This window comes from Ensifer sp. 38_S197 (genome assembly GCF_056924495.1).
In genome coordinates, this window is the sequence record NZ_JBXOVZ010000002.1 from 3,357,288 (window position 1) to 3,382,811 (window position 25,524).

The 25,524-nt window shown below is 64.0% G+C and carries 25 protein-coding genes and 1 pseudogene; 11 read left to right on the forward strand and 15 right to left on the reverse strand.

What is annotated here, in order from left to right; genetic code table 11:
* The first annotated feature begins 16 nt into the window (after positions 1-16).
* Both AC1Z3V_RS29390 and AC1Z3V_RS29395 read left to right on the forward strand, forming a co-directional pair.
* On the forward strand, positions 17-940 hold the full coding sequence (locus AC1Z3V_RS29390; RefSeq protein ID WP_483503368.1) for a LysR family transcriptional regulator: 924 nt from the start codon (positions 17-19) through the stop codon (positions 938-940).
* Between the two features lie 341 nt (positions 941-1,281).
* A complete protein-coding gene (locus tag AC1Z3V_RS29395) occupies positions 1,282-2,031 on the forward strand; it encodes an SDR family oxidoreductase (protein ID WP_483503370.1) in 750 nt (249 codons plus the stop codon).
* Positions 2,032-2,121: 90 nt separating this feature from the next.
* Here AC1Z3V_RS29395 and AC1Z3V_RS29400 read toward each other — a convergent pair whose 3' ends face one another.
* Positions 2,122-2,574 carry an Lrp/AsnC family transcriptional regulator gene (locus AC1Z3V_RS29400; protein WP_483503372.1) on the reverse strand — a complete coding sequence of 151 codons (453 nt, stop codon included), beginning with the start codon at positions 2,572-2,574 and terminating at the stop codon, positions 2,122-2,124.
* A 114-nt stretch (positions 2,575-2,688) separates the two neighbouring features.
* Here AC1Z3V_RS29400 and AC1Z3V_RS29405 point away from each other — a divergent pair, with 114 nt between their 5' ends.
* Positions 2,689-3,672: a nucleoside recognition domain-containing protein gene (locus AC1Z3V_RS29405; protein WP_483503374.1), complete on the forward strand. Its 984-nt coding sequence runs from the start codon at positions 2,689-2,691 to the stop codon at positions 3,670-3,672.
* Positions 3,673-3,706: 34 nt separating this feature from the next.
* Here the strand turns inward: AC1Z3V_RS29405 and ftrA are convergent, their stop codons facing one another.
* Complete coding sequence (gene ftrA / locus AC1Z3V_RS29410; protein ID WP_483504175.1) at positions 3,707-4,741, reverse strand: transcriptional regulator FtrA; 1,035 nt, start codon at positions 4,739-4,741, stop codon at positions 3,707-3,709.
* A gap of 87 nt (positions 4,742-4,828) precedes the next feature.
* Between ftrA and AC1Z3V_RS29415 the strand changes: the two genes are divergently transcribed.
* Positions 4,829-5,260 carry a rhodanese-like domain-containing protein gene (locus tag AC1Z3V_RS29415; protein ID WP_429806772.1) on the forward strand — a complete coding sequence of 144 codons (432 nt, stop codon included), beginning with the start codon at positions 4,829-4,831 and terminating at the stop codon, positions 5,258-5,260.
* A 144-nt stretch (positions 5,261-5,404) separates the two neighbouring features.
* Positions 5,405-5,893: an N-acetyltransferase family protein gene (locus AC1Z3V_RS29420; RefSeq protein ID WP_483503376.1), complete on the forward strand. Its 489-nt coding sequence runs from the start codon at positions 5,405-5,407 to the stop codon at positions 5,891-5,893.
* A gap of 384 nt (positions 5,894-6,277) precedes the next feature.
* On the opposite strand, the pseudogene AC1Z3V_RS29425 reads toward AC1Z3V_RS29420, so the two are convergent.
* The 4 genes and pseudogenes from AC1Z3V_RS29425 to AC1Z3V_RS29440 form a co-directional block, all read right to left on the reverse strand.
* Positions 6,278-6,412, reverse strand: a pseudogene (locus tag AC1Z3V_RS29425) (HlyD family secretion protein); the annotation flags it as partial.
* A gap of 28 nt (positions 6,413-6,440) precedes the next feature.
* Positions 6,441-8,576, reverse strand: coding sequence for an adenylate/guanylate cyclase domain-containing protein (locus AC1Z3V_RS29430; RefSeq protein ID WP_483503378.1), 2,136 nt, complete (start codon positions 8,574-8,576; stop codon positions 6,441-6,443).
* Between the two features lie 287 nt (positions 8,577-8,863).
* Positions 8,864-10,096, reverse strand: a complete 1,233-nt coding sequence (locus AC1Z3V_RS29435) for an HlyD family secretion protein (protein ID WP_483503380.1) — start codon at positions 10,094-10,096, stop codon at positions 8,864-8,866.
* A gap of 3 nt (positions 10,097-10,099) precedes the next feature.
* Complete coding sequence (locus AC1Z3V_RS29440; RefSeq protein ID WP_429806764.1) at positions 10,100-10,540, reverse strand: hypothetical protein; 441 nt, start codon at positions 10,538-10,540, stop codon at positions 10,100-10,102.
* A gap of 362 nt (positions 10,541-10,902) precedes the next feature.
* Here AC1Z3V_RS29440 and AC1Z3V_RS29445 point away from each other — a divergent pair, with 362 nt between their 5' ends.
* Positions 10,903-11,628: a class I SAM-dependent methyltransferase gene (locus AC1Z3V_RS29445; protein ID WP_483503382.1), complete on the forward strand. Its 726-nt coding sequence runs from the start codon at positions 10,903-10,905 to the stop codon at positions 11,626-11,628.
* A 39-nt stretch (positions 11,629-11,667) separates the two neighbouring features.
* Here AC1Z3V_RS29445 and AC1Z3V_RS29450 read toward each other — a convergent pair whose 3' ends face one another.
* The 3 genes from AC1Z3V_RS29450 to AC1Z3V_RS29460 form a co-directional block, all read right to left on the reverse strand.
* Positions 11,668-12,936 carry an NAD(P)/FAD-dependent oxidoreductase gene (locus tag AC1Z3V_RS29450; RefSeq protein WP_483503384.1) on the reverse strand — a complete coding sequence of 423 codons (1,269 nt, stop codon included), beginning with the start codon at positions 12,934-12,936 and terminating at the stop codon, positions 11,668-11,670.
* Between the two features lie 126 nt (positions 12,937-13,062).
* Positions 13,063-13,659 (reverse strand): isochorismatase family protein, encoded by a 597-nt coding sequence (locus AC1Z3V_RS29455; RefSeq protein ID WP_483503386.1) that lies wholly within the window; start codon positions 13,657-13,659, stop codon positions 13,063-13,065.
* A 6-nt stretch (positions 13,660-13,665) separates the two neighbouring features.
* A complete protein-coding gene (locus AC1Z3V_RS29460; protein ID WP_483504176.1) occupies positions 13,666-14,130 on the reverse strand; it encodes an Lrp/AsnC family transcriptional regulator in 465 nt (154 codons plus the stop codon).
* Positions 14,131-14,317: 187 nt separating this feature from the next.
* Here AC1Z3V_RS29460 and AC1Z3V_RS29465 point away from each other — a divergent pair, with 187 nt between their 5' ends.
* Positions 14,318-15,037: an aspartate/glutamate racemase family protein gene (locus tag AC1Z3V_RS29465; protein WP_483503388.1), complete on the forward strand. Its 720-nt coding sequence runs from the start codon at positions 14,318-14,320 to the stop codon at positions 15,035-15,037.
* A gap of 172 nt (positions 15,038-15,209) precedes the next feature.
* Here the strand turns inward: AC1Z3V_RS29465 and AC1Z3V_RS29470 are convergent, their stop codons facing one another.
* Together AC1Z3V_RS29470 and AC1Z3V_RS29475 are read right to left on the reverse strand one after the other, a co-directional pair.
* Entirely contained in the window at positions 15,210-15,578 is a 369-nt protein-coding gene (locus tag AC1Z3V_RS29470; protein WP_483503390.1) for an NIPSNAP family protein, read from the reverse strand.
* On the reverse strand, positions 15,578-15,958 hold the full coding sequence (locus AC1Z3V_RS29475) for a VOC family protein (RefSeq protein WP_483503392.1): 381 nt from the start codon (positions 15,956-15,958) through the stop codon (positions 15,578-15,580). The genes AC1Z3V_RS29470 and AC1Z3V_RS29475 overlap by 1 nt, the downstream gene beginning before the upstream one ends.
* 215 nt (positions 15,959-16,173) lie before the next feature.
* Here AC1Z3V_RS29475 and AC1Z3V_RS29480 point away from each other — a divergent pair, with 215 nt between their 5' ends.
* Entirely contained in the window at positions 16,174-16,491 is a 318-nt protein-coding gene (locus tag AC1Z3V_RS29480; RefSeq protein WP_483503394.1) for a hypothetical protein, read from the forward strand.
* A gap of 754 nt (positions 16,492-17,245) precedes the next feature.
* Here the strand turns inward: AC1Z3V_RS29480 and AC1Z3V_RS29485 are convergent.
* On the reverse strand, positions 17,246-18,520 hold the full coding sequence (locus AC1Z3V_RS29485; RefSeq protein WP_483503396.1) for an FAD-dependent oxidoreductase: 1,275 nt from the start codon (positions 18,518-18,520) through the stop codon (positions 17,246-17,248).
* A 430-nt stretch (positions 18,521-18,950) separates the two neighbouring features.
* Positions 18,951-19,355: a winged helix-turn-helix transcriptional regulator gene (locus AC1Z3V_RS29490; protein ID WP_429806750.1), complete on the reverse strand. Its 405-nt coding sequence runs from the start codon at positions 19,353-19,355 to the stop codon at positions 18,951-18,953.
* A gap of 190 nt (positions 19,356-19,545) precedes the next feature.
* Between AC1Z3V_RS29490 and AC1Z3V_RS29495 the strand changes: the two genes are divergently transcribed.
* Positions 19,546-20,430 carry an NmrA family NAD(P)-binding protein gene (locus AC1Z3V_RS29495; RefSeq protein ID WP_483503398.1) on the forward strand — a complete coding sequence of 295 codons (885 nt, stop codon included), beginning with the start codon at positions 19,546-19,548 and terminating at the stop codon, positions 20,428-20,430.
* A 78-nt stretch (positions 20,431-20,508) separates the two neighbouring features.
* On the opposite strand, the gene AC1Z3V_RS29500 is transcribed toward AC1Z3V_RS29495, so the two are convergent.
* Both AC1Z3V_RS29500 and AC1Z3V_RS29505 read right to left on the reverse strand, forming a co-directional pair.
* On the reverse strand, positions 20,509-21,723 hold the full coding sequence (locus AC1Z3V_RS29500) for a multidrug effflux MFS transporter (RefSeq protein ID WP_483503400.1): 1,215 nt from the start codon (positions 21,721-21,723) through the stop codon (positions 20,509-20,511).
* A gap of 202 nt (positions 21,724-21,925) precedes the next feature.
* The gene (locus AC1Z3V_RS29505) at positions 21,926-22,678 is read right to left on the reverse strand and encodes a pyridoxine 5'-phosphate synthase (protein WP_483503402.1); all 753 of its coding nucleotides are present in this window, start codon (positions 22,676-22,678) and stop codon (positions 21,926-21,928) included.
* 450 nt (positions 22,679-23,128) lie between these two features.
* Here AC1Z3V_RS29505 and AC1Z3V_RS29510 point away from each other — a divergent pair, with 450 nt between their 5' ends.
* Together AC1Z3V_RS29510 and AC1Z3V_RS29515 are read left to right on the forward strand one after the other, a co-directional pair.
* Complete coding sequence (locus tag AC1Z3V_RS29510; RefSeq protein ID WP_483503404.1) at positions 23,129-24,241, forward strand: hypothetical protein; 1,113 nt, start codon at positions 23,129-23,131, stop codon at positions 24,239-24,241.
* Positions 24,242-24,770: 529 nt separating this feature from the next.
* Positions 24,771-25,448 (forward strand): MerR family transcriptional regulator, encoded by a 678-nt coding sequence (locus AC1Z3V_RS29515; protein WP_483503406.1) that lies wholly within the window; start codon positions 24,771-24,773, stop codon positions 25,446-25,448.
* The last annotated feature ends 76 nt before the right edge of the window (positions 25,449-25,524 follow it).

Below are 25,524 nucleotides of genomic sequence, written 5' to 3' on the forward strand. Positions count from 1 at the left end.
TAAGGAAAACTTTGATATGGGTGCGCTCAACCTCGACTATCTCAGAACCTTCGCGCTGGTCGCCGATCTCGGCAGCTTCTCGGCCGCCGCCGAGCGGCTGGGGCTCACCCAGCCGGCGATCAGCCTGCAGGTGCGCGCTTTGGAAAAGCAGCTCGGCGTGCGCCTCGTCGAGCGTGTCGGCCGCACCGCACGGCCGAGTGCGGCGGGAGAGGAACTGCTGGCACATGCGGGCCGCATCGAAGCTGCAACCAACCAGGCCATCGAGGCGGTGGCCCGCCACGCCAAGGGCGTCCTCGGCCGCGTGCGGCTCGGCACCGGCGCCACCCCGTGCGCCTTCCTGCTGCCGCCGCTGCTCGCCGATCTCAAGCGCCGCTTTCCCGATCTCGACATCACGGTCACGACCGGCAACAGCGCCGACATCGTCAAGGCGGTGGACGAAAATCTGCTTGATATCGGGCTCGTCACCCTTCCCGTCACCGGCCGCATCTTCGACGTGGCCCCGCTTTTCGACGAACGCTTCGTCGCCATCGCCCCTCTGGGAACCGACCTGCCTGACAGCGTGACCGCCAAAACCTTGGCGACGTACCCGTTGATCCTCTACGAGCCGGGCGCCAACACCCGCCGGATCACCGACGAATGGCTGCTTTCGGGCGGCACGGACGTCAGACCGCTCATGTCGTTCGGCAGCGTCGACGCGATCAAGGAGATGGTCGCCGCCGGCCTCGGCGCAGCGCTCGTGCCGGAAATCGCGCTCCGCGCCGGGGATCGCGAGCGGCTGGAGGTGCGGCCGGTCACGCCACCTTTCTCACGCCGCTCCGCCCTCGTCCTTCGCCGCGACAAACGACTCGACCGGGCGCTGCGCGAAACCCTGGCGGCCTTGAGAACGCTGTCGGATCTGGACGAGGACGAGAACGCGCAGCATGGCCCGGAAACTCGCTAGAGATGCCGCACCTCGGCCGGGGGCTCGCGCCAGTTGTCGTTGAGCCCGTCGCAATAGGTCACGGGGGCGGTCACCAGCTCGTCGGTATCGACGCCGTCGAGGCAACGCGACGGTGATGTAGTAGTAAGGCCCGTTGGTCATGTTCGGCGCCTCGATGTGCACGGCGCCGCAATGGCTCCCGCTATAGGTCCTCAGCATCCGTTCCTCCCTTTCGGCCCGGACTATGCCACCGGTGCGATTGAAAATCTGCACCGCCACAATCACCGATCGGAAATCGGGTGGGCGCTGCCGTCCGCCGGCAGTAGTCAGGGCGCACGTCAACCAAGAGAAGGGATAAGTCCATGACCATGCTGCAAGACAAGATCGTGATCGTTACCGGTGCCTCGTCCGGCATCGGCCGCGCGGTCGCGAGGCTGTTCGCCGCCGAGGGCGCGAAGGTCGTCGCCAACGCCCGCGGCGAAGCACCGCTTTCAGCCGTCGTCGAAGCGATCCGCGAGGACGGCGGCGAAGCGATTGCCGTCAGTGGCGACGTCACCGAGGAAGCGACCCATATCCGGCTGGTGGAAGCGGCGCTGAAACAGTTCGGCGGCCTCGACATCGCCGTCAACAATGCCGGCTCCGTCGGTGCCGTCAGGCCGATTGCCGAAATCACCGCCTCCGAATGGCAGGAGACGCTCGCCGCCAACCTCACCTCCGCCTTCCTCGCCGCCCGCCACCAGATCCCCGCCATGCTGCAGCGTGATGGCGGGTCGCTGGTCTTCACCTCCACCTTCGTCGGCACCAGCGTCGGCATCCCCGGCATGGCCGCCTATGGCGCGGCGAAAGCCGGGCTGATGGGCCTCGTCAAGGGCATCACCGCCGACTATGGCGCAAGCGGCATCCGCGCCAACGCCCTGCTTCCGGGCGGCGTCGATACGCCGGCAGGCGGCAGCAAGGAGCAGAAGGAATGGGCGGCCGGCCTGCACGCGATGAAGCGCATCGCCCAGCCGGAAGAGATCGCCCAGGCCGCCCTCTTCCTGTCAGGCCCGATGGCAAGCTTCGTCTCGGGTGCGGCGCTCTTTGCCGATGGCGGCAACGCCGCGGTGAAGTGACGGGCGCCAAGGGCCCAACAGGCGCCAGGGCAGGCTGCCCTGGCGCGCCAATGCCGGCATCCGGAACAATCGCTTGTCCCCGGCAACCCTTCAGATCGGGATCTCCGTGGTCTCCTTGCCCGTGCGGATCACGAACGCGGTGTAATAGCGCGCGACATTGCTCTCCTCGCGGAAGAGCCGTTCAGTCAGCGCATCGAGCTCGTCCATGTCCTTGAGCCGCAGCATCAGCAGTGCGTCGGCCTCGCCGCTGACGCTATAGGCCTGGACGACCGCCGGCTCCTTGGCGGCCATGTCGAGGAAGCGGCGGACATATTGTTCGCCATGGCGCTCGAGCTCGACGGTGATGATCGCCTTCATTGTTCGGCCCGCCTTGGCCGGATTGAGAACCGCCACCACCCGGTCGATGACGCCCGTCTGATGAAGCCGCCTGATGCGGCGCAGGCAGCTTGACGGCGACAGGCCGACTTCGGCCGCAAGCTCGGCATTGGTGCGCGACGCATCCTGCTGCAAGAGCCTCAGAAGCTTGCTGTCGATCTTGTCCATCCCGGTTCCCCGTTGCAGCCTTTTGCAATTTTATTGCACGAACTCGCATATTTTGACCACAACTGCGAATGGCCTCGCGCTAGTCCTTGGACAGCCAGTCAAGGAGACACCGTCATGGCCGTTCTGATCATCCTCTACCGCAAGACGCTCGCCACACTCGAAGTCTATTGGGACCTCGTACGCATCATCGTCCCCGTGACGATCGTCACGCATGTGCTGCAGGAACTCGGGGTGATCAGGGCCGTCGCGCCCGCCTTCGAGCCGCTGATGACCGTGGTCGGGTTGCCGCCCGAACTCGCCTTCGCCTGGCTGACCGGCCTGCTTGTCGGCATCTGGGGCGCCGTGGTGGTCGTCTTCGCGCTGGTGCCGGTTTCGGAGCTGACGACCGCCGACATGACGGTCTTTTCGGCACTGATGCTGGTGGCTCATGCCATCCCGATCGAGCAGCGCATCATCCAGAAGGCAGGCCCGAGTTTCCTCGTCACGGGCGCGCTCAGGATTGGCGGCGGCCTCGTCTTCGCGGCGCTGCTGCACCAGGTCTTCGCGGTGACCGGATGGCTCGCCACGCCGCTGAACCCCACATGGATCCCGGTCAACGAGGGCTCGGGCTGGATCGCTTTCGCGCTCGGCACGCTGAAGACGCTCGCGACCATGCTCGTCGTGCTGCTCACCTTGAGCTGGACGATCGAGATCCTCAAACTCGTCGGCATCCTCGGCTGGCTGAACCGGGGCATGGCACCGCTCTTCCGCCTGGCCGGCATAAGGTCCGAGACGGTGCCGTTCACCGCCGTCGGCGTGCTCCTCGGCATATCCTATGGCGGTGCGCTCTTGATCCGCGAGGCGCGCGAAGCCAGGGTGGAACCGCGCCAGGTCTTCCTCGCCTGCGTCTTCATGGGCTTCGGCCACAGCCTCATCGAGGATACGCTGGTCGTCGTCGCCCTCGGTGCGGATTTCGCCAGCGTGTTCTTCGGCCGCCTGCTCTTTGCCATCGTGGCAACGGCCATGGTCGCCCGCGTCATCAGTTCCGCGCCGGACAGGGTGTTCTTCCGCTCCTTCTTCCGCAAGGAGGGTGGCGAACCCGCCCTGTCGGAGGCGTAGAGCATGCCGCGCAAAAATGTACTGCGGTCTTGCGTTACTCGGCCGCAACCTCTGCAGCCTGCGCCGGCCCCGCCATCCGTCCGAAGGCGGCGCGGTAGGCGGCGGGTGTCGTCGAAAGCTGCTGGCGGAAATGGTGGCGCAGCGTCTGGGTCGAGCCGAAGCCCGAGGCTTCGGCCACCTGCTCCATGCCGAGCGCCGTTTCCTCCAGCAATTGCCGGGCGCGGGACAGCCGCTCGGAAAGCAGCCAGCGCGCCGGCGTCGTGCCGGTCGCCGCCTCGAAGCGGCGCAGGAACGTGCGCTCGCTCATGCCTGCCGCCTTCGCCAGCACGGCGATCGAGAAATCCTCGCCGAGCCGTTCGCGCATGCGGTCGAGCAACGGCCCGAGCCGGGCGCTCTCATGCATGTCGGGCACCGCCCGCTCGATGAACTGCGCCTGGCCGCCGTCGCGATGCGGCGGCACGACGAGGCGGCGGGCGACGCGATTGGCGGCCTCGCTGCCGAAATCGCGGCGGATCAGATGCAGGCAGAGATCGATGCCGGCGGCACTGCCGGCCGAAGTCAGCACCGCGCCGCCGTCGACATAGAGCACATCCGGCACCACCTCGATATCAGGATAAAGCGCCTTCAGCTTGTCGGTATGGCGCCAGTGGGTCGTCGCCCTCCGGCCCGAAAGCAGGCCGGCCGCCGCCAGCACGAAGACGCCGGAACAGATGGAAAGGACACGCGCGCCGCGATCATGCGCCTCACGCAAGGCGACGCAGAGCGCCTCCGGTACCGGCTGGTCGGCGCCCCGCCAGCCGGGAACGATGATCGTGCCGGCTTCGGCCAGAAGCGCGATGCCGCCGTCGGCGACGAGGCGCACGCCGCCGGTCGCCCTAAGTTCGCCGGGATCGACAGAAGCGACGGCGAAGCGATACCAGCCCTCGCCCATTTCCGGCCGCGGGAGGCCGAACAGCTCGACGGCGACGCCGAACTCGAAGGTGCAGAGCCCATCATAGGCAAGCGCCACGACGAGCGGATTTTGAAGCGATGGGGTAGCGGAAAACGACTTTGGCATGATCTTGAGCATATATGGCAATGTTGCCAACTGCCAGTCCCCGCCAAGCGCTGCTACACGTCTCCTCGTCAACCCGCATGAACCCCTGAGGAGAGCCCGATGAGCATCGTCACCGAAACCCCCGCCGCTTCCCCCGAGATCGCCATTGCCCATTTCGCCAAGCGCCTCAGCGTCGAGACCGATTGCTCGGACGTCGCCCATGCGCTGAAGAGCGGCGAACAGGATTTCGTGCTGCTGCATGTGGTGGGTTCCGAAGCCGCCTATGCCCGCCGCCACGTGCCGGGCGCCATCCACCTGCCCCATCGCCAGATCAGCGCCGAACGCATGGCCGAGTGGCCCGAAGATACGCTCTTCGTCGCCTACTGCGCCGGCCCGCACTGCAACGGCGCCGACCAGGCGGCCCTCAAGCTCGCCCGGCTCGGCCGCCCCGTGAAGATCATGATCGGCGGCATCACCGGCTGGGAGGATGAGGGCCTGGCCTTCGCCACCGGCTCCGCGCCCGGTGAAGCGCAGGCCTTGCTCGCCGCCTGAGCCGGCGGTCAGACCACACGATTGCTTCGCGCGTCGCCAGACGCGCGAAGCCCGCCGCAGCACTTTGCAGCACCGCTGAGCTTGCCCCCGCCGGCATTCAGTAACCCGCGCCTGACGGATCACCCCTTTGCACGAGATGTCGAGATGCACGCATCACCCCTCGCCGTCCGCCCTTTCCAACGCCACGACGTGCCCGACGTGTTGCGGCTGATGCGCGGCCTTGCAATCTTCGAGGGCTACATCGACAAATTCCGCGTGACCGAAGCGGATCTGGTCGAACACGGGCTTGGCGACAACCCGCGCTTCGGCGTGCTGCTCGCGGAGCTTTGCGGCCGCACGGTCGGCATCGCCGTCCACTACGTCATCCCCTGGACCTACGACCTGAAGCCTGCACTGGTGCTGAAGGAACTTTTCGTCGAGGAAACAGCACGTTCCTCAGGCGCAGGCGCCGCATTGATCGCGGCTCTGAAGCGTCACGCGGCCATGATCGGCGCGCCGCGCATCAACTGGACGGTGCTGGCGAGCAACGACGCCGCCAAGCGTTTCTACCGGCGCGAAGGCGGCAGCCAAGATACGATCTGGGAGCCCTGGACGATGCCGGTCGAGGCCGTTCCGGGCGGCTGCGAAAGCTGAGGAGCCACCCGGCTATGCGGCCCGGAACGGCGCCTAACCCCCATCGAAGCCTCCATAACCCGCTTGGGCAGGCATCTTGCGGGCTTGCCTAGCCCTAATTGACTACTCAAATGCCTCTTAAATTTTATTGATTTCAGGCACCGCTTTTGTCACACTGTACCTGTAATTGCACACCGCATACATGCAATCTCCGGAAGAGTAGTGTGGTTGCGTTTTTATTGCCGTGCAATTGCTTTATTTGTTTTTATTGCGCGCTTGAGCCTCCGTTCCCCGCGGAGGCTCAATCATTTTGAAGAATAGGCAAAGGCAAAAGGCCCCGACCGTTTCCAGTCGGGGCCTTTTCTATTGACTGCCGCAGCGGCACTTCAGAGGCTACACCGCCCCTCAATGGCCGCCGAGCACCAGCGTCTGCACCGGCAGCATCAGCGCCTGCATGCGCAGGATCATCGCATGGACGAGACCCACGGTGTCGACCACGTGCAGATAGACCCAGCGGCCAGTGCTGATGTCGGGTGACTTGACCTTCTGCTGGTGATGTCGAAGATCGCTACAGCCTGAGGAGCCAGGTCTCCACCTTCCCTTTACCTTTAACTTCGATCGCGCCACGCGCCTCGAAAACAAACTGGCCTTGGAGCTGCTCGTAAACGGTGCGCGTCACCTGAACAGAATCCGGAACGCCCGCAGCCTCCATTCGGCTCGCGAGATTCACCGTGTCGCCCCACAAATCGTAAATGTACTTGCTCTTGCCGATGACGCCGGCCACCACCGGGCCGCTGTTGATGCCCACTCTCAGCTTCAAGGACGTGTTGTGTTCCAGCGCGTGCTCGCGGCTGATATGGATCATGCGAATGGCCATGCGCACCATGCGCTCGGCGTGATCGGATACAGGCTCGGGTAGGCCGCAAACCGCCATGTAGGCATCGCCGACCGTCTTGATCTTCTCAATGCCGAGATCCTGCGCCGCCGCGTCGAAACGGGTGAACAGCCCGTTGAGCAACGTCACGACATCATGCGGCGGCATGTTGGACGAAAGCTCGGTAAAGCCCACCAGATCGGCAAAGGCGACCGTGACTTCCGCGAACCCATCGGCGATCCGTTCCTCGCCGCCGCGCAGCCGGTTGGCGATCGGCGCGGGCAACACGTTCAGCAACAACTCCTCGTTCTCACGGTTCTTGTTTTCGATCACCACGTTCTTTTCGCGCAGGTCCTCAACCATGCCGTTGAAAGCCGAACAAAGTTGCCCGATCTCGTCACCGGTGCGAACCGGCACGCTGGTCTCGTAGTCGCCCGCGGCGAAGCGTTTCACGCCGGCCGTAAGCTCCCTAAGCGGCCCAAGCATCGCACGCGCAAGCCAGGCGGCTGCGGCGGTCAAGGCGAGCAATGCCAACCCGCCAACCACCATCAGATCCCGGCGCAGTTGGTCGATCGGCGCAAAGGCTTCGGCGCTGTCGATCTTGGCGACAACACCCCAGTTGACGCCGGCGATCGCAAGCGGCCCCCATGACGCGAGCGTCGGAACGCCGCGGTAGCCGACGATCTCACCTGTCCCCTCGACACCGGCGAGGGCGGCCCTGGTGGCCGCGGTCTCGATGCGCTGGTGCAGCACGGGCGTCCCGTAGCGCCGAATTTCCGCTATTTCCCCGTCCGTTGTGCCAACGGATTTGAGCTCGGCGAAGTAGCCCTCACGATCTTCATAGAATGCCCGTGGGCCTGAGCGAACCAGATAGTCAGGCCCGACGAGGTAGGCTTCCCCGCTCTCACCGAACCCCTCCTGCCGCCAGCGGCGGTTCCCGGTGACGACCTTGTCGATCTCCTCGTTCGACAATTGCGCAACCAGCACCCCGATGACTTCGCCGCGGTCGATCACCGGCGCGGTCATGAAGGCGATGGGTGCACCGCCAGAGGGCGCGTAAGGAGCGAAATCTTCGAGGCAAATTGCGGATCGATCGGCACTTTCCGCACATCTGGCAACGGCTGTGGCGACATTGGAGCGACGGTATGAGCCGAATTGAAGAGACGCGGTGAAGTCCACCTCCTTCTGCACCGTGTAGATCAACCGTCCCGTCTTCGGGTCCGCCAACATGAAATCGAAGAAACCAACCGTGTTGGCCGCTGCGCGCAACAGCGGGTGGTAAATGGCGTGCAGTCGGCTGTAGTCGCTCCCGTCGCCAGCATCGTCGACGAGCTTCCGCCTCTCCGGCGGGTTCGGATTGGTGACGACATAGTGGTACTGCAGATAATATGCGGCGGTTCCGACCGGAAGATAGTCGGCCAGCGCCGGCTCCCTGCCCAGAACCCGTGCCATCTGCGGGATGAAACTGTCAACGTACCAGTTGCTGACCTTCTCCCGCAGACCGGACGGCAAATCTTGCTGATCGAGCCGGTCCACAGCGCCACGAAACTCTCGCGTTGCGTCGACCACCATCTTCGAGGTGGCAAGCAGCCGCAACTCGCTCTGGATTGTTCGGAAGTAGGTTTCGACCTGGCGAACCTTGTTCTGGCGGGCCGCCGTGAGATGATCAAAAATCACCGCTTCGATCGCATCACGGGCGCGGAAATAGCCAAGCACCGCTGTGACCAGGAGAGCGGTCGCGCCAAGCAGAACGAGAACACTGAAGAGCTTTGCAGCCAACCCGAAAGACGCAGGGCGCGATGGGGAGACCATATCCGTCGACGATTTCATTCACCCTATCCCACGACGCGAACTGCCCCAGATAATGTCAACGTTTACGCGCCATGCAGATGCTGTCGTAACCTGTGGGATTAAGTTAAACCTAGGCTATACCCAGTGTAACCGTTTGCAAGCGCGTTCTGGATTCCGATGATGCCAGCTTCAGACCTCGATGCGGGCAAGTCCCTTCGCGACGGCAACCGCCGCGCGACGCGGCTCTTACCGCTAATCCGGCAATGAGCGGCTTTCGGGTGGGCGCCGGCCGGGTTCAGAAACCCGGCCGGCTTGTCTTTGCGGGTTTAGTGCCCGCCGAGCACCAGCGTCTGCACCGGCAGCATCAGCGCCTGCATCCGCAGGATCATCGCATGGACGAGGCCCACGGTGTCGACCACGTGCAGATAGGCCCAGCGAAGCGTGCTGATATCGGGCGACTCCAGTTCGTCGTGGCTGTTGGTATAGGCATTGGCGATGCAGCTGCTGCCGGGCGGAACGTCGTCGAGCACGCCGGGATAGAGCGGCTCCATGAAGACGGTCAGCGTGCCGGGCTGCGAGATCTGCGTGATGTCGATCAACTGGTCGCTGGCGCGCACCTGGCCGGCGGCAATCACCTCCTGCACCTCGGTGACGACCAGCGGGATGATGGTGAACGGCTTGCCGACGCAGGTCGCCTCGCCGATCATGCCGACCTTCATCACCTGCGTCTCGATCTGGCCGAAGCCGGCAATGAGCCGCGCCCGGCCGGCAGTCTCGGGCACGAGAACGCCCGCCGGCCGCAGCAGCGGATTGACCACTTCGCCGACCCGGAGCGTGAACTGCTGCAGCGTGCCGGACACGCCGGCCCTGACCGTGGCCTTGGCAATATCGACCTCCGCCTCCTTCAGCGCCGCTTCGGCGCTCGCCTTCTGCGACGGCAAGAGCGAAGCGAGCTTGGTCTCCAGCGTCTGCTTGTTGGACTGGGCGGCGGTCAGCGCACCCTTGCTGCCCTCGAGCGCGACCTGCCGGCGTTCGATCTCGCGCCGCGCCACGACATTGGGGTTCAACCGATTCAATTCGACCTGGGTGTCGTACTCGTCCTGGGCCTGCTGCACGGCCGCCTGCGCCTGCACGATCGCGCCATCCGCAGCGATGAGCTCGGTGCGGGCGACGGTGATCTCGGCCTCGACCTCGGCGATCTGCCGGCGCGCAACCTCGGCGGCGGCTTCCTCCTCCGAGCTGTCGAGCTTGAACAGCGGCTGGCCGGCCTTCACCTTCTCGAAGGTGGTCACGTAGATCTCCGAGACGCGCCCACCCGTCTCCGGCAGGACCGCGACCGTGCGGAACGCCGCGGTAACGTTCTTCGTCGACGGATGGAAGTAGAAGATCAGCGTGATCAGCGAGATCGTCAGGATGATGCAGGCGGTGATGCCCCAGCGCAGCTCGAACCACACCGAATAGATCGTGATCTCCTTGCCGAACCTCTTGCCCTGGACATAGCGGCGGAAGAGATAATCCGGAAGGATCGTCAGCATCGAGCAAAGCATGAATTCGAACATGGCTCAGGCCTTCCCTTCCATCGACGGCTGATCTGCAGGCGCGGCCGGATGGCCCGCTGCCGGGTCGGGCGCGGCCGGCGCCGGTTCGGTTGCTGCATCCACCTTGCCGGCGATCCGCTCCAGCGAGCGGGCGACCGACGCCAGCGGCGACGAAAAGTCCGGCAGGTCGATCAGCGCCAGAATCAGCGCCGCGATCCAGAAGATGTTGTTGTGCGTGACCAGCGAGATCAGCCCCAGCACCGCCACCAGCTCGTATTGAACCTTGTGGCTCTTGTGCGCCATGGTTTCCGGCAGCGAATGCAGCCGGAGATAGAAAGTGCCAAGCGCGAAGATCGCCAGAACCATGAAGATGACGACCACGTTGAAGAGCACGTCGCTCTGTCCCGGCGCTGTGATGAACGCCGGCAAATGATGAATTGCAGTAGGATGGACGGCCTCAGACATTACGCCTCCACAAATCGGATCGGACCAGGAGAATCGCACATTAGCACACCCCCAATAAACGCAAACAAACATTGCACGTCAGCCGCAACTTGACCTTGCGGGACCGTGCGTCTAAGCAAATCAGGGCTGCGGTACTGCGCGTCTTATCAGATGCGCAAAGCACTGTAGCACTTTGAATTGCTGCATGTTTCCTTTAACCGGCTACGATTGAAGGACATGCAGTAGCACGCTGAAATGCCGGAGGTTTCGAGCAGGATCCTCGGCGGCATGCTGTTCCCCCGGTAACCGCAGCCGATGCCCGCTCGCCCTATCGCGCGACACAGACGGCCGCACGCGCCGTCCATTGCCTGAAGGAGACCACGATGGCTCAAAACATTTACGACAAGCCGGAGTTCTTCGAAGGCTACAGCCAGCTCGGGCGCTCGCTGCACGGGCTTGCCGGGGCCGCCGAGTGGCCGGCGATCCGCGCCCTGCTGCCGGATCTCTCAGGCAAGCGCGTCGTGGATCTCGGCTGCGGCTTCGGCTGGTTTTCCCGCTTTGCCCGCGAGGCCGGCGCCGCTCACGTGCTCGGCCTCGATCTTTCCGAGAAGATGATCGCCCGCGCCCGGGCCGACACGTCCGATGCGGCGATCGAATACAAGATCGCCGATCTCGATGAGCTCGAACTCCCCGAGCAAGGCTTCGACTTCGCCTATAGCTCGCTCGCCTTCCACTATGTCGAGGATTTCGCCCGGCTGGTCGCCACCATCCACCGGGCGCTCGTTCCCGGCGCGCATTTCGTCTTCACCATCGAGCACCCGATCTACATGGCCTCGTCGAATCCCGGCTGGCGCCTCGAAAACGGTGAACGCACCTGGCCGGTCGATCACTATTCCGAGGAAGGACCGCGCACCACCGACTGGCTGGCGAAGGGCGTGATCAAGCATCACCGCACCATCGGCACGACGCTCAACACGCTGATATCGGCGGGCTTTGCCATCCGCCACGTTCAGGAATGGCGCCCCACGGAAGCGCAGATCGCCGAGATCCCGGCGCTCGCCGAAGAAGTCGACCGGCCGATGATCCTGATCGTGAAGGTACAGAAGTAACCGAAGACGGCGGCCTATGCAGCGGCCGCCGTTCACCGCCTACCCCTTTTCCTTCAGCGTCTCCTTCTGGGTGATCAGCCGGGCGCTGTGCTGGCCGCTCAAGTAGGTCCAGAACCAGCTCCAGGCGACGGCGAAGCGGCTGCGGGTGCCGATCAGGAAGTAGATGTGGGCGATGCCCCAGATCCACCAGGCAAGCGCGCCCTTCAGCTTGAAGCGGCCGAAATCGATAATCGCCGCGCGCCGGCCGATGGTGGCGAGGCTGCCCTGGTGGCGATAGCGGAAATCGCCCGGCGGTTTGTCGCCGGCAAGCCGCGCGCGGATGACGTCGGCGACATAGGCGCCCTGTTGCTTGGCGGCCGGCGCAATGCCCGGCACCGGCTTGCCGCCATCATAGGTGACGGCGGCCGTGTCGCCGATGACGAAAACATCCCTGTGCCCGGGGGCGGTGAGATCGGCGCTAACGATCGCCCGGCCGGCCCGGTCCGAGGCGATGCCCAGCCAGCGGGCGGCGGGTGAAGCCTGGACGCCCGCGGCCCAGACGAGCGTGCGGCTGGCCACGAACTCCTCGCCGATCATCACGCCCTTTTCGGTGCAGGATGTTACCGGCGTGCCGGTGCGAACCTCGACGCCGAGACGTTCCAGCTCCTCGACCGCGTAAACCGAGAGATCCTCGCTGAAGGCAGCGAGAATGCGCGGCCCTGCCTCGACGAGGATCACGCGGGTTTGCCGCGTATCGATGCGGCGAAACTCGTCCGGAAGCGTGCGATGCGCCATCTCGGCGATGATCCCGGCAAGCTCGACGCCCGTGGGACCGGCACCGATAATGGTGAAGGTCAGCAGCGCATTGCGCACGGCTGGGTCTTCTTCCAGCTCGGCGCGCTCGAAGGCGGTGAGCACGCGGCGGCGGATCGTGGTGGCGTCCTCGAGCGTCTTCAGGCCTGGCGCGAACGGCTCCCATTCGTCATGGCCGAAATAGGCATGCGTCGCCCCGGTCGCCAGCACCAGCGTGTCGTAGCCGATCCGCTTGCCGTCCCTGAGGACGACCGCCTTTCCGGCCGCGTCCACATCCGTCACCTCGCCGAGAAGCGTCGTCACTTCCGGCCGGTCGCGCCAGAGCGTGCGGAGCGGCCAGGCGATTTCCGAGGTCGCAATCAGCGTCGTCGCGACCTGATAGAGCAAGGGTTGGAAGAGATGATGATTGCGGCGGTCGATGAGGGTGATCCGAACCGGTGCGCCGGCGAGCCCTTTGACGAGCTGCACCCCGCCGAACCCACCGCCGACGACGACCACGTGATGCCTGTCCTGCATGTTTCTTTCCAGTCGGCTGCGCAACTGGCCTTCCGTTTGGACATGCCACAACATTGGGGTTGCAGGCGGCAAGGACAAGCGCAACCGCGTCATGTCACCCTTGCAAAATGTCAAGAACGGCGGCGATCAGAGCCTTCTCGCGAAGGCGATCTCCTCCGCCGCATCCACCAGCACGATCTCGTCGCCGAGCGACCACTCGGCCGCGCGTGCGGCCAGGCGCGCAGGCACCATCGGCGAACGGCCGGGCCCCGGCGGCACGTCGTAGGTGGCGTGTGCATCGTTGGCGAGGATCACCGAGAACCCCCTCGCCATCGCCGTGCGCGCCGTCGCCGCCAGGCACATTTCCGAGAGCATGCCGCAGATCGCAATCGTTTCGATCTCCCGCGCCCTGAGCAGGCCTTCGAGGTCGGTGCCGTCGAAACCGTCGTCTTTCAACTTGCGAACCACGGCTTCGCCAGCCTCCGGCGGAAAGAAGAGCCGCCAGCCGTCGGCGTCCGGCTCATCGAGCGCGCCTTCCGGCCCGTCATTCTGCAGGAAGATCACCGGCACGCCTGCCGCGCGCGCCTGTCGCAGCAGAAGGCCGACTGCGCGCTGGAGGTCGACATGGCCGGGCACGGCATGGGGCCCGGCTATGAAGGCGCGCTGGACATCGACGACCAGCAACGCATCCGCAGCGTCGTCCTTGCCCGCTGTGCCTGCCTCTATCGACATCTCGCCCGCCATTCTGCCTCACTCCGCATAGTCGACCGGCACCGCCGTGCCGCTCTTCAGGATTTCCATCGAGATCGAGGCGGAGACGTCGAAGAGTTCCACCTTGCGCACGATCTGCTTGTAGACCACGTCGTAGTGCTCGACGCGCGGCAGCACGACCTTGACGATATAGTCATAGTTCCCCGTCAGCCGATGCACCTCGACGATCTCCGGAATGTCGCTGATCGCCCGGCGGAAGGTCTCGATCCATTCGTCCGAATGGTGCGCCGTCTTGATCAGCGCGAAGACGGTCGTCGGCACGCCCATGCGTTCGCGGTCGAGCACGACGATGCGCCTGCTGATATAGCCCGCCTCCTCCAGCCGCTGGATCCGGCGCGAACAGGCAGACAGCGAGAGGTTCACCCGCTCCGCCAACTCGCCAACGGCAACGCTTGCATCCTGCTGCAGCAGCCCAAGCAGCTTCCTGTCCCTCTCGTCGAGCACGCCGATCCCTCCAGCCATTGCCAATCACTGCGCCATATCTTTGCACATCTATGATCCCTCGCGCAATTAATTCGCGTCAAGGCATATTTTCCCTTCCAACAAAGCGAACCGCTCCACCGTGATTTGCCGCATAGTTTTCTCCATCGAACAATGGCTGCGCTCAGCGCGGCAACAGCGGCAGAGAGGAATGGTTATGCGCAAGATCGGTCTCATCGGCGGCATGAGCTTCGAAAGCTCGGCGGTCTACTATCGGATGGTCAACGAAGCCGTCCGCGAGCGTCTGGGCGGGCTGCATTCGGCCGAGGTGCTGCTGCACTCCGTCGATTTCCAGTCGATCGTCGACCTGCAGAAGGCCGGCCGCTGGGAGGACGCCGCCAGGCGGCTTGCCGATGTCGCCCGCGGTCTGGAAGCGGCCGGCGCCGACTGCGTGCTGATCTGCACCAACACCATGCACCTGATCGCCGACGCCGTGCAGGCCGCCGTCGACATTCCGCTGATCAACATCATCGACGAGACCGCCGCACGTCTCAAGGCCGCCGGCAGCCGCCGGCCGTTGCTGCTCGCCACCCGCTACACCATGGAGCACGGCTTCTATGCCGAGCGCATGAAGAGCCACGGCATCGACATCATGGTGCCGGATGCGGACGGCCGCACGCTGACCCACAATGTCATCTTCGACGAACTGTGCGCCGGCAAGGTGCTGCGCTCTTCCCGCAGGGCGCTGATCGACCTCATCGACAAGGCGGAGGCGGAAGGCGCCGACGCCGTCATCCTCGGCTGCACCGAGATCTGCCTGACCCTCGACCCCAGGGCCCTGCCGCTGCCAGGCTTCGATTCCACCGCGATCCATGCCGAAGCGGCCGTGGAGTTCGCACTTGAGCGCGCGTCGCTGGCGCGGGCGGCTTGAGCGCCGGCGCTCGAGCCTCGGAGGTACCTACGAGGGGACTGCAAAGCCCACCCGATCGGCTTTAGCGCGTCTTCCTTCGTCGCCAGGAGCCCGAGCATGCTGGTCCAATGTAGAAGCCGCAACACCCCTGAACCCCGTCATCCTCGGGCTTGATGTTCCGTCCGGGGATGACTTAAGGGTTGCTCACAAGCGGCCGCAGGAAGATGCGCTCATAGCTGATGAACGGCGGGTCGTCCGCGAAGCGCGCATTGGCCGCAATGCCATCCGGATCCTTGGCAACCTCCCTGCGATAGCGGTGGTAAGCTGCCTCATCCGGAAACGTGAACAGCGCGATGGCGATATCGCCCGCGCCCTCTTCGCCCACACCCGGAAAACTCGTGCCGACGCCCTCGGGCTTTTCGCGCGGGATGAAATAGCCGTGATGGGTTCCGCCGTGACGTTCGATGAGCGTCGTCCAGGTTCGCGCATAGGCCTCGAACTCCGCCATCCAGCCTTGCGCGAGCCGGTAGCGGATTTCGCAGGTGACGGGACCATCCGGCATCAGTCTTCATCTCCCTTGTATCCGGATTTCGGGCCGCGAAGGCCGATGCAATTGCCCCACGGATCGCGCACCTGGCACATCCAGAGCCCCTCCTGTATCGCCATCGGTCCACGATAGAGCGAGGCGCCGACCGTTTCGAAATGCTTGAGCGCCCGGTCGAAATCATCGACAGCCCAATAGACGACCGAGCCTGCGGCACCGTTCGCCACCTTCTCATCCGCCTGGACGATTTCGAGATCGATGGTGCCGATCCGCAGATAGGCGAAGTCGAACGCCTGAAGCCATTCGCGTTCGGCATGCGGGAAAGCACGCTGATACCAGGCCGTGGCCGCTTCCGTGTCCGGAACATGCACCAGAATGGCCGCCACGCTATCGGTCATCGCAATTTCTCTATCCGCCGGCCGAATCAATGACCGTGTCGTCATGCTTTAGCGCAGGATTTATCCCTGACTAAGTCCAAGACGACCGAAAAGTGGATCGCAATGAGTGCTCGACGCACTAGCGACCAGCAAGATCCTAGGTTGAACCTTGCATATGGACTCTCGACAGAATTCCAATATTGTCGACCAAAATTCAACTTTAAAGGGAGAGACGAATGCCGGACGACCAGAACAGAACGACTGAGGCAGAGTTTTCCGAAGCTGTGCTGCAAATTCTTGTTGACCAAGCAAATGGCCAAGCCAGCTTCGCGAGGCTAATCGCCGAAATTCCGGACGTTCTGTCACTCACGACCGAGGATCGTGTGGGGTCGGACACTCACCCCAATGAGGAGGTCTGGGAACAACGAGTGCGTAACATCAAATCACATAAAAAAAGCGAAGGTAACTTTATTGCAGAAGGCTACCTCGAAGAGGTGCCCAATGGTCTTCGGATCACAAATGCCGGGCGCAATCGCGTCGCAAATCATAGATAGTCGTTGCAGCGCTCGAGGCGGCGACGGCATGGCGGTACCCATGCCAGCCGTGGGTGCGGATCAACTGCTGCCTTGTCCCACACAAACCACGCATAACCTGTGGCCGTCGACGCTTTCGCGTCTACGCGCCCTTTGATCATAGGGACGCGCTCTGAGAACTGCGCAAATGTGGTCGGCGGCTCGCCGCGAAAGATGCTCTCATATCGACCGACACTCTCTAAGAAAACCGTTCTAGCGAGAATTGCTACTCCTCGGCGCGCTACTACCAGTGCTCTTGCGACGAACTCCTCAGCAAGCCTGAAAGGCGGGTTTGTAATTACCCAGTCGTGCGACTGCGCCTCATATGGATAGGTTAAGAAATCGCGAACAGGCGCGAAGCCGTAGGCAAAGGCGTCCGCCGAATCAACGCGAGCGAAGTATTCGGAGAGCGGCCGAGACATGTAGCCCCGACCCGCAGCCGGCTCGAGGCAAGATAGGCCCTTGACAGCAGTAGGCGTTAGGACGTGCTCGATGAGCGCGCGTGTTGCCCATGGCGGAGTAGGAAAATCGTCCGGGCTATCTGCCGCCTCATGCCTCTGGGCCATAACAGCATGCGACGTGTTCTGCATTTTGCTCTCCCAGATGCCAACGGCGGCGAATCTCTACATACTTGGGCCAGATTTGGTTAACTTTTCTATATAGGCAAATTAGAACGGGCGCTAATCTCCCCCAGCAATCCTAAGAACGCCGCAACCAGCAGCAAAAAGCCGACTATTCAACAGGAAATCGCTTCCGTCTCAGCGCCCGGCCAGGCCTGGCGCTGAACCGGATACCAATCGCATTCGCCAAGCCCGGCCGGCGCGAAGGGGTCGATCAGCGTGCCCGAGACGATCGAGGCGAGCAGCGCCTGCATCGGCGGCGTGCGGGCGATCGTGGCGACCAGCCGGTCGCGCAGCCAGGCAAGAAGCGTCGAGTCCGACTGGTAGAAGGGCGTGAAGGCCAGCGAGAGAAGCTGGAACAGGGCGACGTGATTGCGGCGCGCGGCGGCATAGGCAGCAAGGGCGGCGTCGAGGTCCGGCGCGCGGTCGAGCGCATGCGCCAGCGCCGCCACGTCGAGAAGCGCCATATTGGCCCCCTGCCCGAGCTGCGGGCTGGTCGAATGGGCGCTGTCGCCGAGGAAGGCGATGCGGCCGGAAACGGGCGGGCGCATGGTGCGATGGGCATAGCGCGCCAGCGTCAATTGTTCCCAATCGGCGATCTGATCGAGCAAGGGCGCACAATCCGGCCAGTAGTCGAGGATGTGCGTCTTCCAGCGGCCGAGCCCGGCCTCCCGCACCCGGTCCGCATCTGCCACCTTGAGGCTCCAGAAGAAGGCGACGCGCTCCTTCTCGCCGACCCGCGCCCTGCCCGCCGGCAATAGGCCGATCATCACCCGCGCCTGATCGTAGCGCTGCACCAGCGCATGGCGGTCATGGACGAGCCCGTCGCTGTCGAGTGTCGCCCAGAAAGCGCCATAGGTCAGTTCGCGCACCTTGGGCGCCACGGATGAGCCGGCCGAAAGCGTCGAGCGCGCGCCGCTCGCATCGATCACCAGATCGTAGGCGCCCGCTTCTCGCCCTTCGGCATCGAGGAGAACGGCCTTGTCTGCTTCCACCCTCGCGCCCGTCAGCGTGACGCCGGTCCGGACCGTCAGGCCGGCGCCGCGCACCGCGTCGTGCAGCGTGTTGAAGAGCGCCGCCCGCTGCACCGCCAGCCCGAAGCGGCCCCCGGCCAGCGCGTCATAGCGCACGTCGAGAACGGTCCGTCCGGATTTCGCATCGGCGCCGTAAAGCCGGTCGATCCGGCTGCCGAGGGCAAGTATCGGCTGCAACAGGCCGAGCGCGTCGAGCACCGTCAGTCCCGTCGGTTGCAGCATCAGGCCGGAACCGACGGGCGACGCCTCTTCGAAACGCTCGAGAAGCTCCACCCGATGGCCACGCCGGGACAGCATCAGTGCCGCCGCAAGCCCCGCCGGGCCGGCGCCCGCAATGCCGATATCAAGTGTCTTCATGATTCCCCAGGGATGACGCAGGTGATTGGCGAAACTATAGGGAAAATCAAGGCGCTAGGGCAAGCGGTGGCCGAGCCGTACCCGCGCGGCATAGTGTGGCACGCCCCTCATCCGCCTGCCGGCGCCTTCTCCCCGCAGGCGGGGCGAAGGAGATTCGCGGCACCCGCTCGCTTCACCCTCGCCCCCAAACTGTGGCGCCACTTGTCCCAGCAATAGGCACCCGCGAGTTTGCCCTGACCGCGCCTCTGTTCGGCAACGCCGCCTTCGTCCTCGTCCCCTCTCCCCGCAAGCAGGGAGAGGGTTAGTCCTCGGGTTAAACCCGAGGAGAGGGGCAAACCCCGCCAACGATAGCCGGAAACGAGAGATGAAGGCGCGCGACAGGAGCAAGCAAATTGCCCGGGCGAACTCCGCCACCGCAAGCAAGCGCACCTCACGCCTCCGCGTCGTAAACCTTGCGCGCCGCCCGAATGGCCCCGTGGTTCTCCACCGACCAGTCGACGAAATGCTTGAGCAGGCCGAGCAGCGAACGGCCGAGGTCGGTCAGCGCATATTCCACGCTCGGCGGCTGGGTCGGGTAGACGGTGCGGTGGATATAGCCGTCGCGCTGCAGGTCGCGCAGCGTCTGGGTCAGCATGCGCTGGGAGATGTCGGGGATCAGCCGGCGGAGCTGCGAGAAGCGCAAGGGACCGTCGGCCAGCGACAGGATCATCAGCGAATTCCACTTGCCGCCGATATTGTCCATGACATCGCGCACCGGACAGTTCTCGACGTCCATCGGAACGCCGCAGACCATTGCCACGCGCTTGCCCTTCAGTTCGCCGGTCAGCCTGTTCATAGGCGGTACCCTTCCTGTTACCACAGCAGAAAAAACTGCCTCCTTTACAGCTCTACCGAGATTACGGGATAAGAGCAAGTCTCAAAAAGAGACCATGTGCCGGCGCTTCCTCCCAAGCGACCGGCATCTGAGGAAAGGCGGGTGCTCTCCCGCCCATCCCGTCTCAGGTTTAGAGGAAAAGGAAAAAGACATGTCCGAAACATTGCTCGTCACCGGCGCAACCGGCCAACTCGGCAAGCTCGTGCTCGACCAGCTTCTCGGCTCCGGCGTCGAGCCGGCCCGCATCATCGCCACCAGCCGCGACACGGCGAAGCTTGGCGATTATGCCGCCAAGCGCGTCAAGACCCGCGTCGCCGACTTTGACGATCCCACCTCGCTCGAAAACGCATTTGCCGGCGCCGACCGGATCCTGATCATCTCGACCGACGCGCTTGACCAGCCGGGCAAGCGCCTGAAGCAGCATCTCGCGGCCGTCGCCGCCGCCAAGAAGGCCGGCGCCAAGCACATCCTCTACACCTCGATGCCCAGCCCCGAGACATCGGTCATCCCCTTCGCGCCCGATCATCTCGGCACCGAGAAAGCCATCAAGGCAACCGGCATCCCCTACACCATCCTGCGCAACGGCTGGTACATGGAAAACCTGTTCATGGCGCTGCCGCATGCGCTCGAAACCGGCCAGTGGTATTCCTCGTCCGGCGAAGGTCGCCTCGCCCACATCGCCCGTGCCGATGCCGCCAAGGCCGCCGCCGCAGCACTTGCCTCGAGCACGAACGAGAGCCGCACCTATACGCTGACCGGCGGCGAGCAGCGCTCGACCGACGAGATCGCCGCCCTTGTCGCCAAGGCGACCGGCAAGCCGCTCGATGTCGTGCATATCTCGGACGAAGCGCTGGCGGGCGGACTGAAGGGCGCCGGCCTCCCGGACTTCCTCATTCCGATCGTCGTTTCCTTTGACGCCAACACCCGTGAGGGCCACATCAACATGGTCACGAACGACGTGACGTCGCTGACGGGTGCGACGCCGGTGAAGCTCGGCGCTTTCCTGGAAGCGAGCAAGGCGCGGCTTGCCGGCTGAGAAAACCGCGTGAAACGAAGGGAGCCGGCGGCATGCCGGCTCTCGGCCCGCCCCATTTCCAGCATCGCTTGAGACGATCTAGCGTTTGGCCTCTACCGGCGCGGCATCTGCCCGCACCGCGAACTCCGCCAGCACAAGCGCGCTGATGCCGGCGATGAAGAACCCGGCGGACAGATTAAGCGTCGTCCCATCGTAAAAGGCGCCCATAGCGACCGCGAACAGCGTGGCGATCAGGCTCGATCCGGAGGCGATCAACGAGGCACCAAGGCCCGCAACCTGACCCAGCGAGCGCATGGCCATGGCGTTCAGGTTGCCGAAAAGCACCCCGATCGCAAAGAAGGCCGCAAAGCCGAGCACCATCAGCACCGTGAGCGGCGGCCGGCCGGCCCAGGACGCCGATACTGCCAGCATGGCAAACCCTGCCGCCGCCAATCCCAGGAAGCCATAACGCGCCATCGCCTCCGAACCGAAGCGTTGCACCAGCTTCGCATTGAGGAACGAGGCAAGCCCGATGCCTGTGGCCAACGTCGCAAAATAGAGGGGGAAAGTCTGCCCGATCCCGTAGGCGTCGAAGAAGAGGTCGGCCGCCGTGCTGAGATAAAGGAGCTGCGCGCCGAAGACGAGCCCGGTCGCCAGGATCAGAAGCGTCACGCGCCGGTTCGAGAGGATACGCCGTCCGTTCGATACGAGAAGCCGCGGGCGAAAGGGGATGCGCTTGTCTGTCGCCAATGTTTCCGGCTGCCGCATCACCAGCCACAGTCCGAGAAAGCCCGCTGCCGCGAGGTAGACCGCAAAGACGCTGCGCCAGCCACCGACGGCGATGATCCCTTGCGCAAGCGTCGGGGCCAGCATCGGCACGAGAATGAAGAGCGTGAACATGAAGGACATGACGCGCGCCATGGCATCGCCTTCGAACTGGTCGCGGATCATCGCCCGCGTCGCGATCTTCGGCCCGGAGACGCCGACGCCCTGAAGGAAGCGGCCGAGGATCACCATCTCGAGCGAGCCCGCCACCAGGGCAACGACCGTCCCGACGGCATAGACGCCAAGCCCCAGAACCAGCGCCTTCTTCCGCCCCATTGCATCGGAAAGCGGCCCCAGCAACAGCTCTCCAAACGCCATGCCGAGAATGAAAAGGGAGATGACGTGCTGGGTGGAAAGTGGCGGCCGGACGCCGAGATCGGCCCCGATCTGGCGCAAGCCCGGCAAGAGCGCATCGATGCTGATCGAGGTCAGCGATGTGAGTAGCGCATAGAGAACGATGCGCTCACGGAAACTGGTGGGGAATGTCATTGGCCGCATAGGAGAGAGAGAGAGGATTGGCCCTACCTGTAGCAGTCTTGCCGCAAGTCTGCACGCGCCAGTCGCAAGACCGCCCGCAAAACTCTGGTTTTTGCAGAAGATATTTGCGACCGACGTTGACGACGAAGAGATCCTTCGAGGCATCTCTCGGGGACGCAAGGCACGCCGCGCAAACAGAGGCGCAGACGTCGCCTCAGACCTCCTGCCCGCAGGCGCGGCGGAAGCGGCGTACCGTTTCGGCCATGCCGTATTCCAGCGCATCGGCCGTCAGCCCGTGGCCGATCGAGACTTCGGCAAGATTGGGGATGTGCCGGGCGAGCAGCGGCAGGTTGGCGACCGTCAGGTCGTGCCCGGCATTGACATCGAGCCCCAGGCTTGCAGCGATCGCAGCCGTGCGGCCGAGTTCACCGGCAATCTTCTCGGCCTTGGCCGGATCGTCATAGCAGCCGCCATAGGGGCCGGTGTAGAGCTCGATACGGTCGGCACCGGTCTCCTTGGCAATCCGCAGCGCCTCGGCATCTTCGTCACCGTCGGCAAACAGCGAAACGCGAAAACCCTTCTTCTTCAGCCGGCCGACGACATTGCCGAGCAGGTTGTGGTTCTTGCGGAAATCCCAGCCGTGGTCGGAGGTCGCCTGCGCCGGATCGTCGGGCACCAGCGTCACCTGCTCCGGCCGGTGGGCCTCCACGAGGCCCAGGAACTCCTCGTTCGGATAGCCTTCCATGTTGAATTCCGTCTCCGGAAACGCCTCGTCGATCAGGTCGCGGATCGGCTGCAGATCGGTGAAGCGGATGTGGCGCTGATCGGGACGCGGATGCACGGTGAGACCGGCGGCCCCCGCTTCAAGCGCGATTCGGCCAAGCGCGGTGACGGAGGGCCAGGGCAGATCGCGCCGGTTGCGAAGCATTGCGACGGCATTCAGATTCACGGACAGTTTTGCAGGCATGTCTGAACTTTCCAGAAAGCGGACCCTGGCGGGCCCGGACGCAGGCAATGTAGTTGCAATGTTCTACTGCATAATTGCCGAAACCAGAAACGCTTTGAGGTCCGATTATGCAGCAATTCCAAGGAGGTTGCGCGCGGAACGGTGCGACGATTGCGCGCGGTTCGTTTGCCCGCCTTGTCTTGACCAAGTCTTGACAATCAACGCCTCTAATATGCGAAAAGGCTCAATGACGAACGGCGAAAATGGCCGGCTGGGCTTCCGCTACCATCGACCACAGGGAGAACCGCCGCAATTATTGCGTTTATTTAAGAAAAAACTCAAACCTGCGGCCTGCTGCCCCTGACAACCACCTTTTTTGGGCTTAACTTTCCGAATCAGATCGAATGGCCCCGCCCGCGCCTCGATCGCATTTCATAGATCCTTATTCACATGACACTGGAGCAAGAACGGATGACGACGGTCGAAAGACCCTGCGACGAGACGATTCGACGGGCCCTCCGTCGTATCCTCGAAAGCAAGGCTTTCGCGCGTTCAGAGCGCCTCAGGGCCTTCCTCGCCTATGTGGTCGAGAAGGAGATGGCCGGCGAAGGCCATCAGCTCAAGGGCTATTCGATCGCGATCGACGTCTTCGGCCGGCCCCAGGCTTTCAACGCCGACAGCGACCCGCTGGTGCGCGTGCACGCCGGAAAATTGCGCAAGCTGCTCAAGGCTTTCTACGAGGGCGATGGTGCCGACGACGAATGGCGGATCGCCATTCCCAAGGGAACCTATGTTCCGGAGTACCAGCGCGTCCGCAAAGAAGAAGAGCATCAGGCAGAAGCTTCGCCCCGCCAGCCGAAGCTGACGAAGCGGCGCTTTGCCGGGCATCGGCCCGCCTGGCCGCCGGCGCCCTTCTCGTCGCCGCTCTCGGTGCTGACCGTGCTGCCGCTGCTTCTCTTCGCGCCGATGCCCTCGCAGGAAATGACGCTGGACATCGACGCGCAGGCCAAGCTCTTCAACGCGCGCCACGCGACCGAGCGGGTGCTGCCCTCCGTGCAGGTGAAGGTAGCTGGCGCCGACAACGAGGACGCCAAGGCCTTCGCCACCGCGCTCCGCCTTGCGGCCCAGCGCCACAAGACGCTGGCCCGCGCCACCGATGGCGACACCGGCCGCCCCGTTTCGCGCAATTCCGCCCTGTCCTTCACCGTGCAGGTGGCCTGGTATGATGCGCCGGCGCAGGGCATCCGCGTCACCCTCTCCCATGATGGAGAAAATATACCCCTGCGCCAGGACTTCATCACCTGGAAGCGGCTCGAGTCCGAGCCGGACCTGCTTTACGAGAGCCTGTCGCTGGCCTCGGAACTGTTTTCGCTCGACGGCGAGATCTACGAGCACGCCCGCCAGGAACAGATCGAAAGCCCCCTCATGGGCTGCATGGCCGCCACCCAGCGCTATCGCAAGCACCTGACCCGGGGCGCCTTCGAGGAAGCCTGGTCCTGCCAGCAGAAGCTGTCGCCGCTGCGCGGCGACGAACCGCTGTTCATCCTCAGCGCCAACAGCCCGCTCAAGGTCATCGGTCACTGACCGCACCCGGAGTCCAGCGCGCCTCCCGATGCGCGCCAAGATCACTGTAACACTTTGATTTGCTGCATTTCTTCGTCCTTAAATCGAGGTCGATTTAAGGAGACATGCAGTAGATCGGCGACGACGCGAGCAACCATGCGGTCGCGACGGCACTACCAATTGGCGAAACGGCCGTCACTCTACAATATTAAAGACTGGTCATATATTCGATTCGCGTATAACGTTGCACGCATGCGTTGGGAATGGATGCCTGGTTGCTCGTCAGGCAAGCATCGAAGTCCTGAGTAAACCGCGTCGTCCACGCGGGGATGCCCCAGCCGAGCAGCAGGCATTGTCGTTGTCGGTCAACGAGTGCCTCAGCACGCGGACGTGCTCCGCACATTTGAGAGACCCGGTGATCGCCGCCGCATCCGGACGCGGACTGTGTGTACCCTGGGTCGGCCTCGATCCAGGTCACCTATGCGGAAAATCAAACGTTACAGCGACAACGCGCCGGATAGGCGCGGCCTGTAAACCGGGGACAATCGATATGCCGCGAGACCACTGGAAATACGAAGGCATGCTCGCCGCGCCCGAGCGCGGCGGTTTCCTGCCCATCCTTCCCCTTCCCCATCACGACCCGACGGCCCCGCTGGCGATCGCCGACATGGCCGATGCCTTCGGCGTCACCCATCGCACCCTGCATTTTTACGAGGAGAAGGGCCTCCTGACCGCCGCCCGCATGGGACCGATGCGGGTTTACAACGAAGAACACATCCGCCGCATGGCCGTCATCAACGCCTGTCGCGAGATCGACATGCCGATCGCCACCATCCTGGAGCTTCTGACCAGCCTTGCCGGCACCGAAGAACAGACCGACGCCGACCACTTGTTTCGCGAGGCGCTTTTGGCGCGGCGCCGGGAACTTGCCGCCCAGCAGGCGAACCTGCGCCGCCAGATGCAGCGCATCACCGAGTTGCTCGAAACCAGCGATGGCAGCGGCACCGCGCGCGATGACGAGGAGCACGTCCATCTTTCGCCGATCGAAAGCGAATGCCTGACCTTCATGGCCGAAGGCTATCCGGCCGCGCGCATCGCCGGCCTGATGGAGATGGATGTCGCGGCGGCGCTCACGCTCGAAGCCGGCATCATTCGTAAATTCGGCGCCAGCAACCGCTTCCAGGCAATTGCCAAGGCCGTCCTCGCCGGCATGATCTCGGCGGAATGACCGAGCCGAGCCCCAGCGGCGCCTTTCGCCTTCGGCGATGCGCCTCATTGGCATGAGGCAGTGCCGCCGCCCCCGG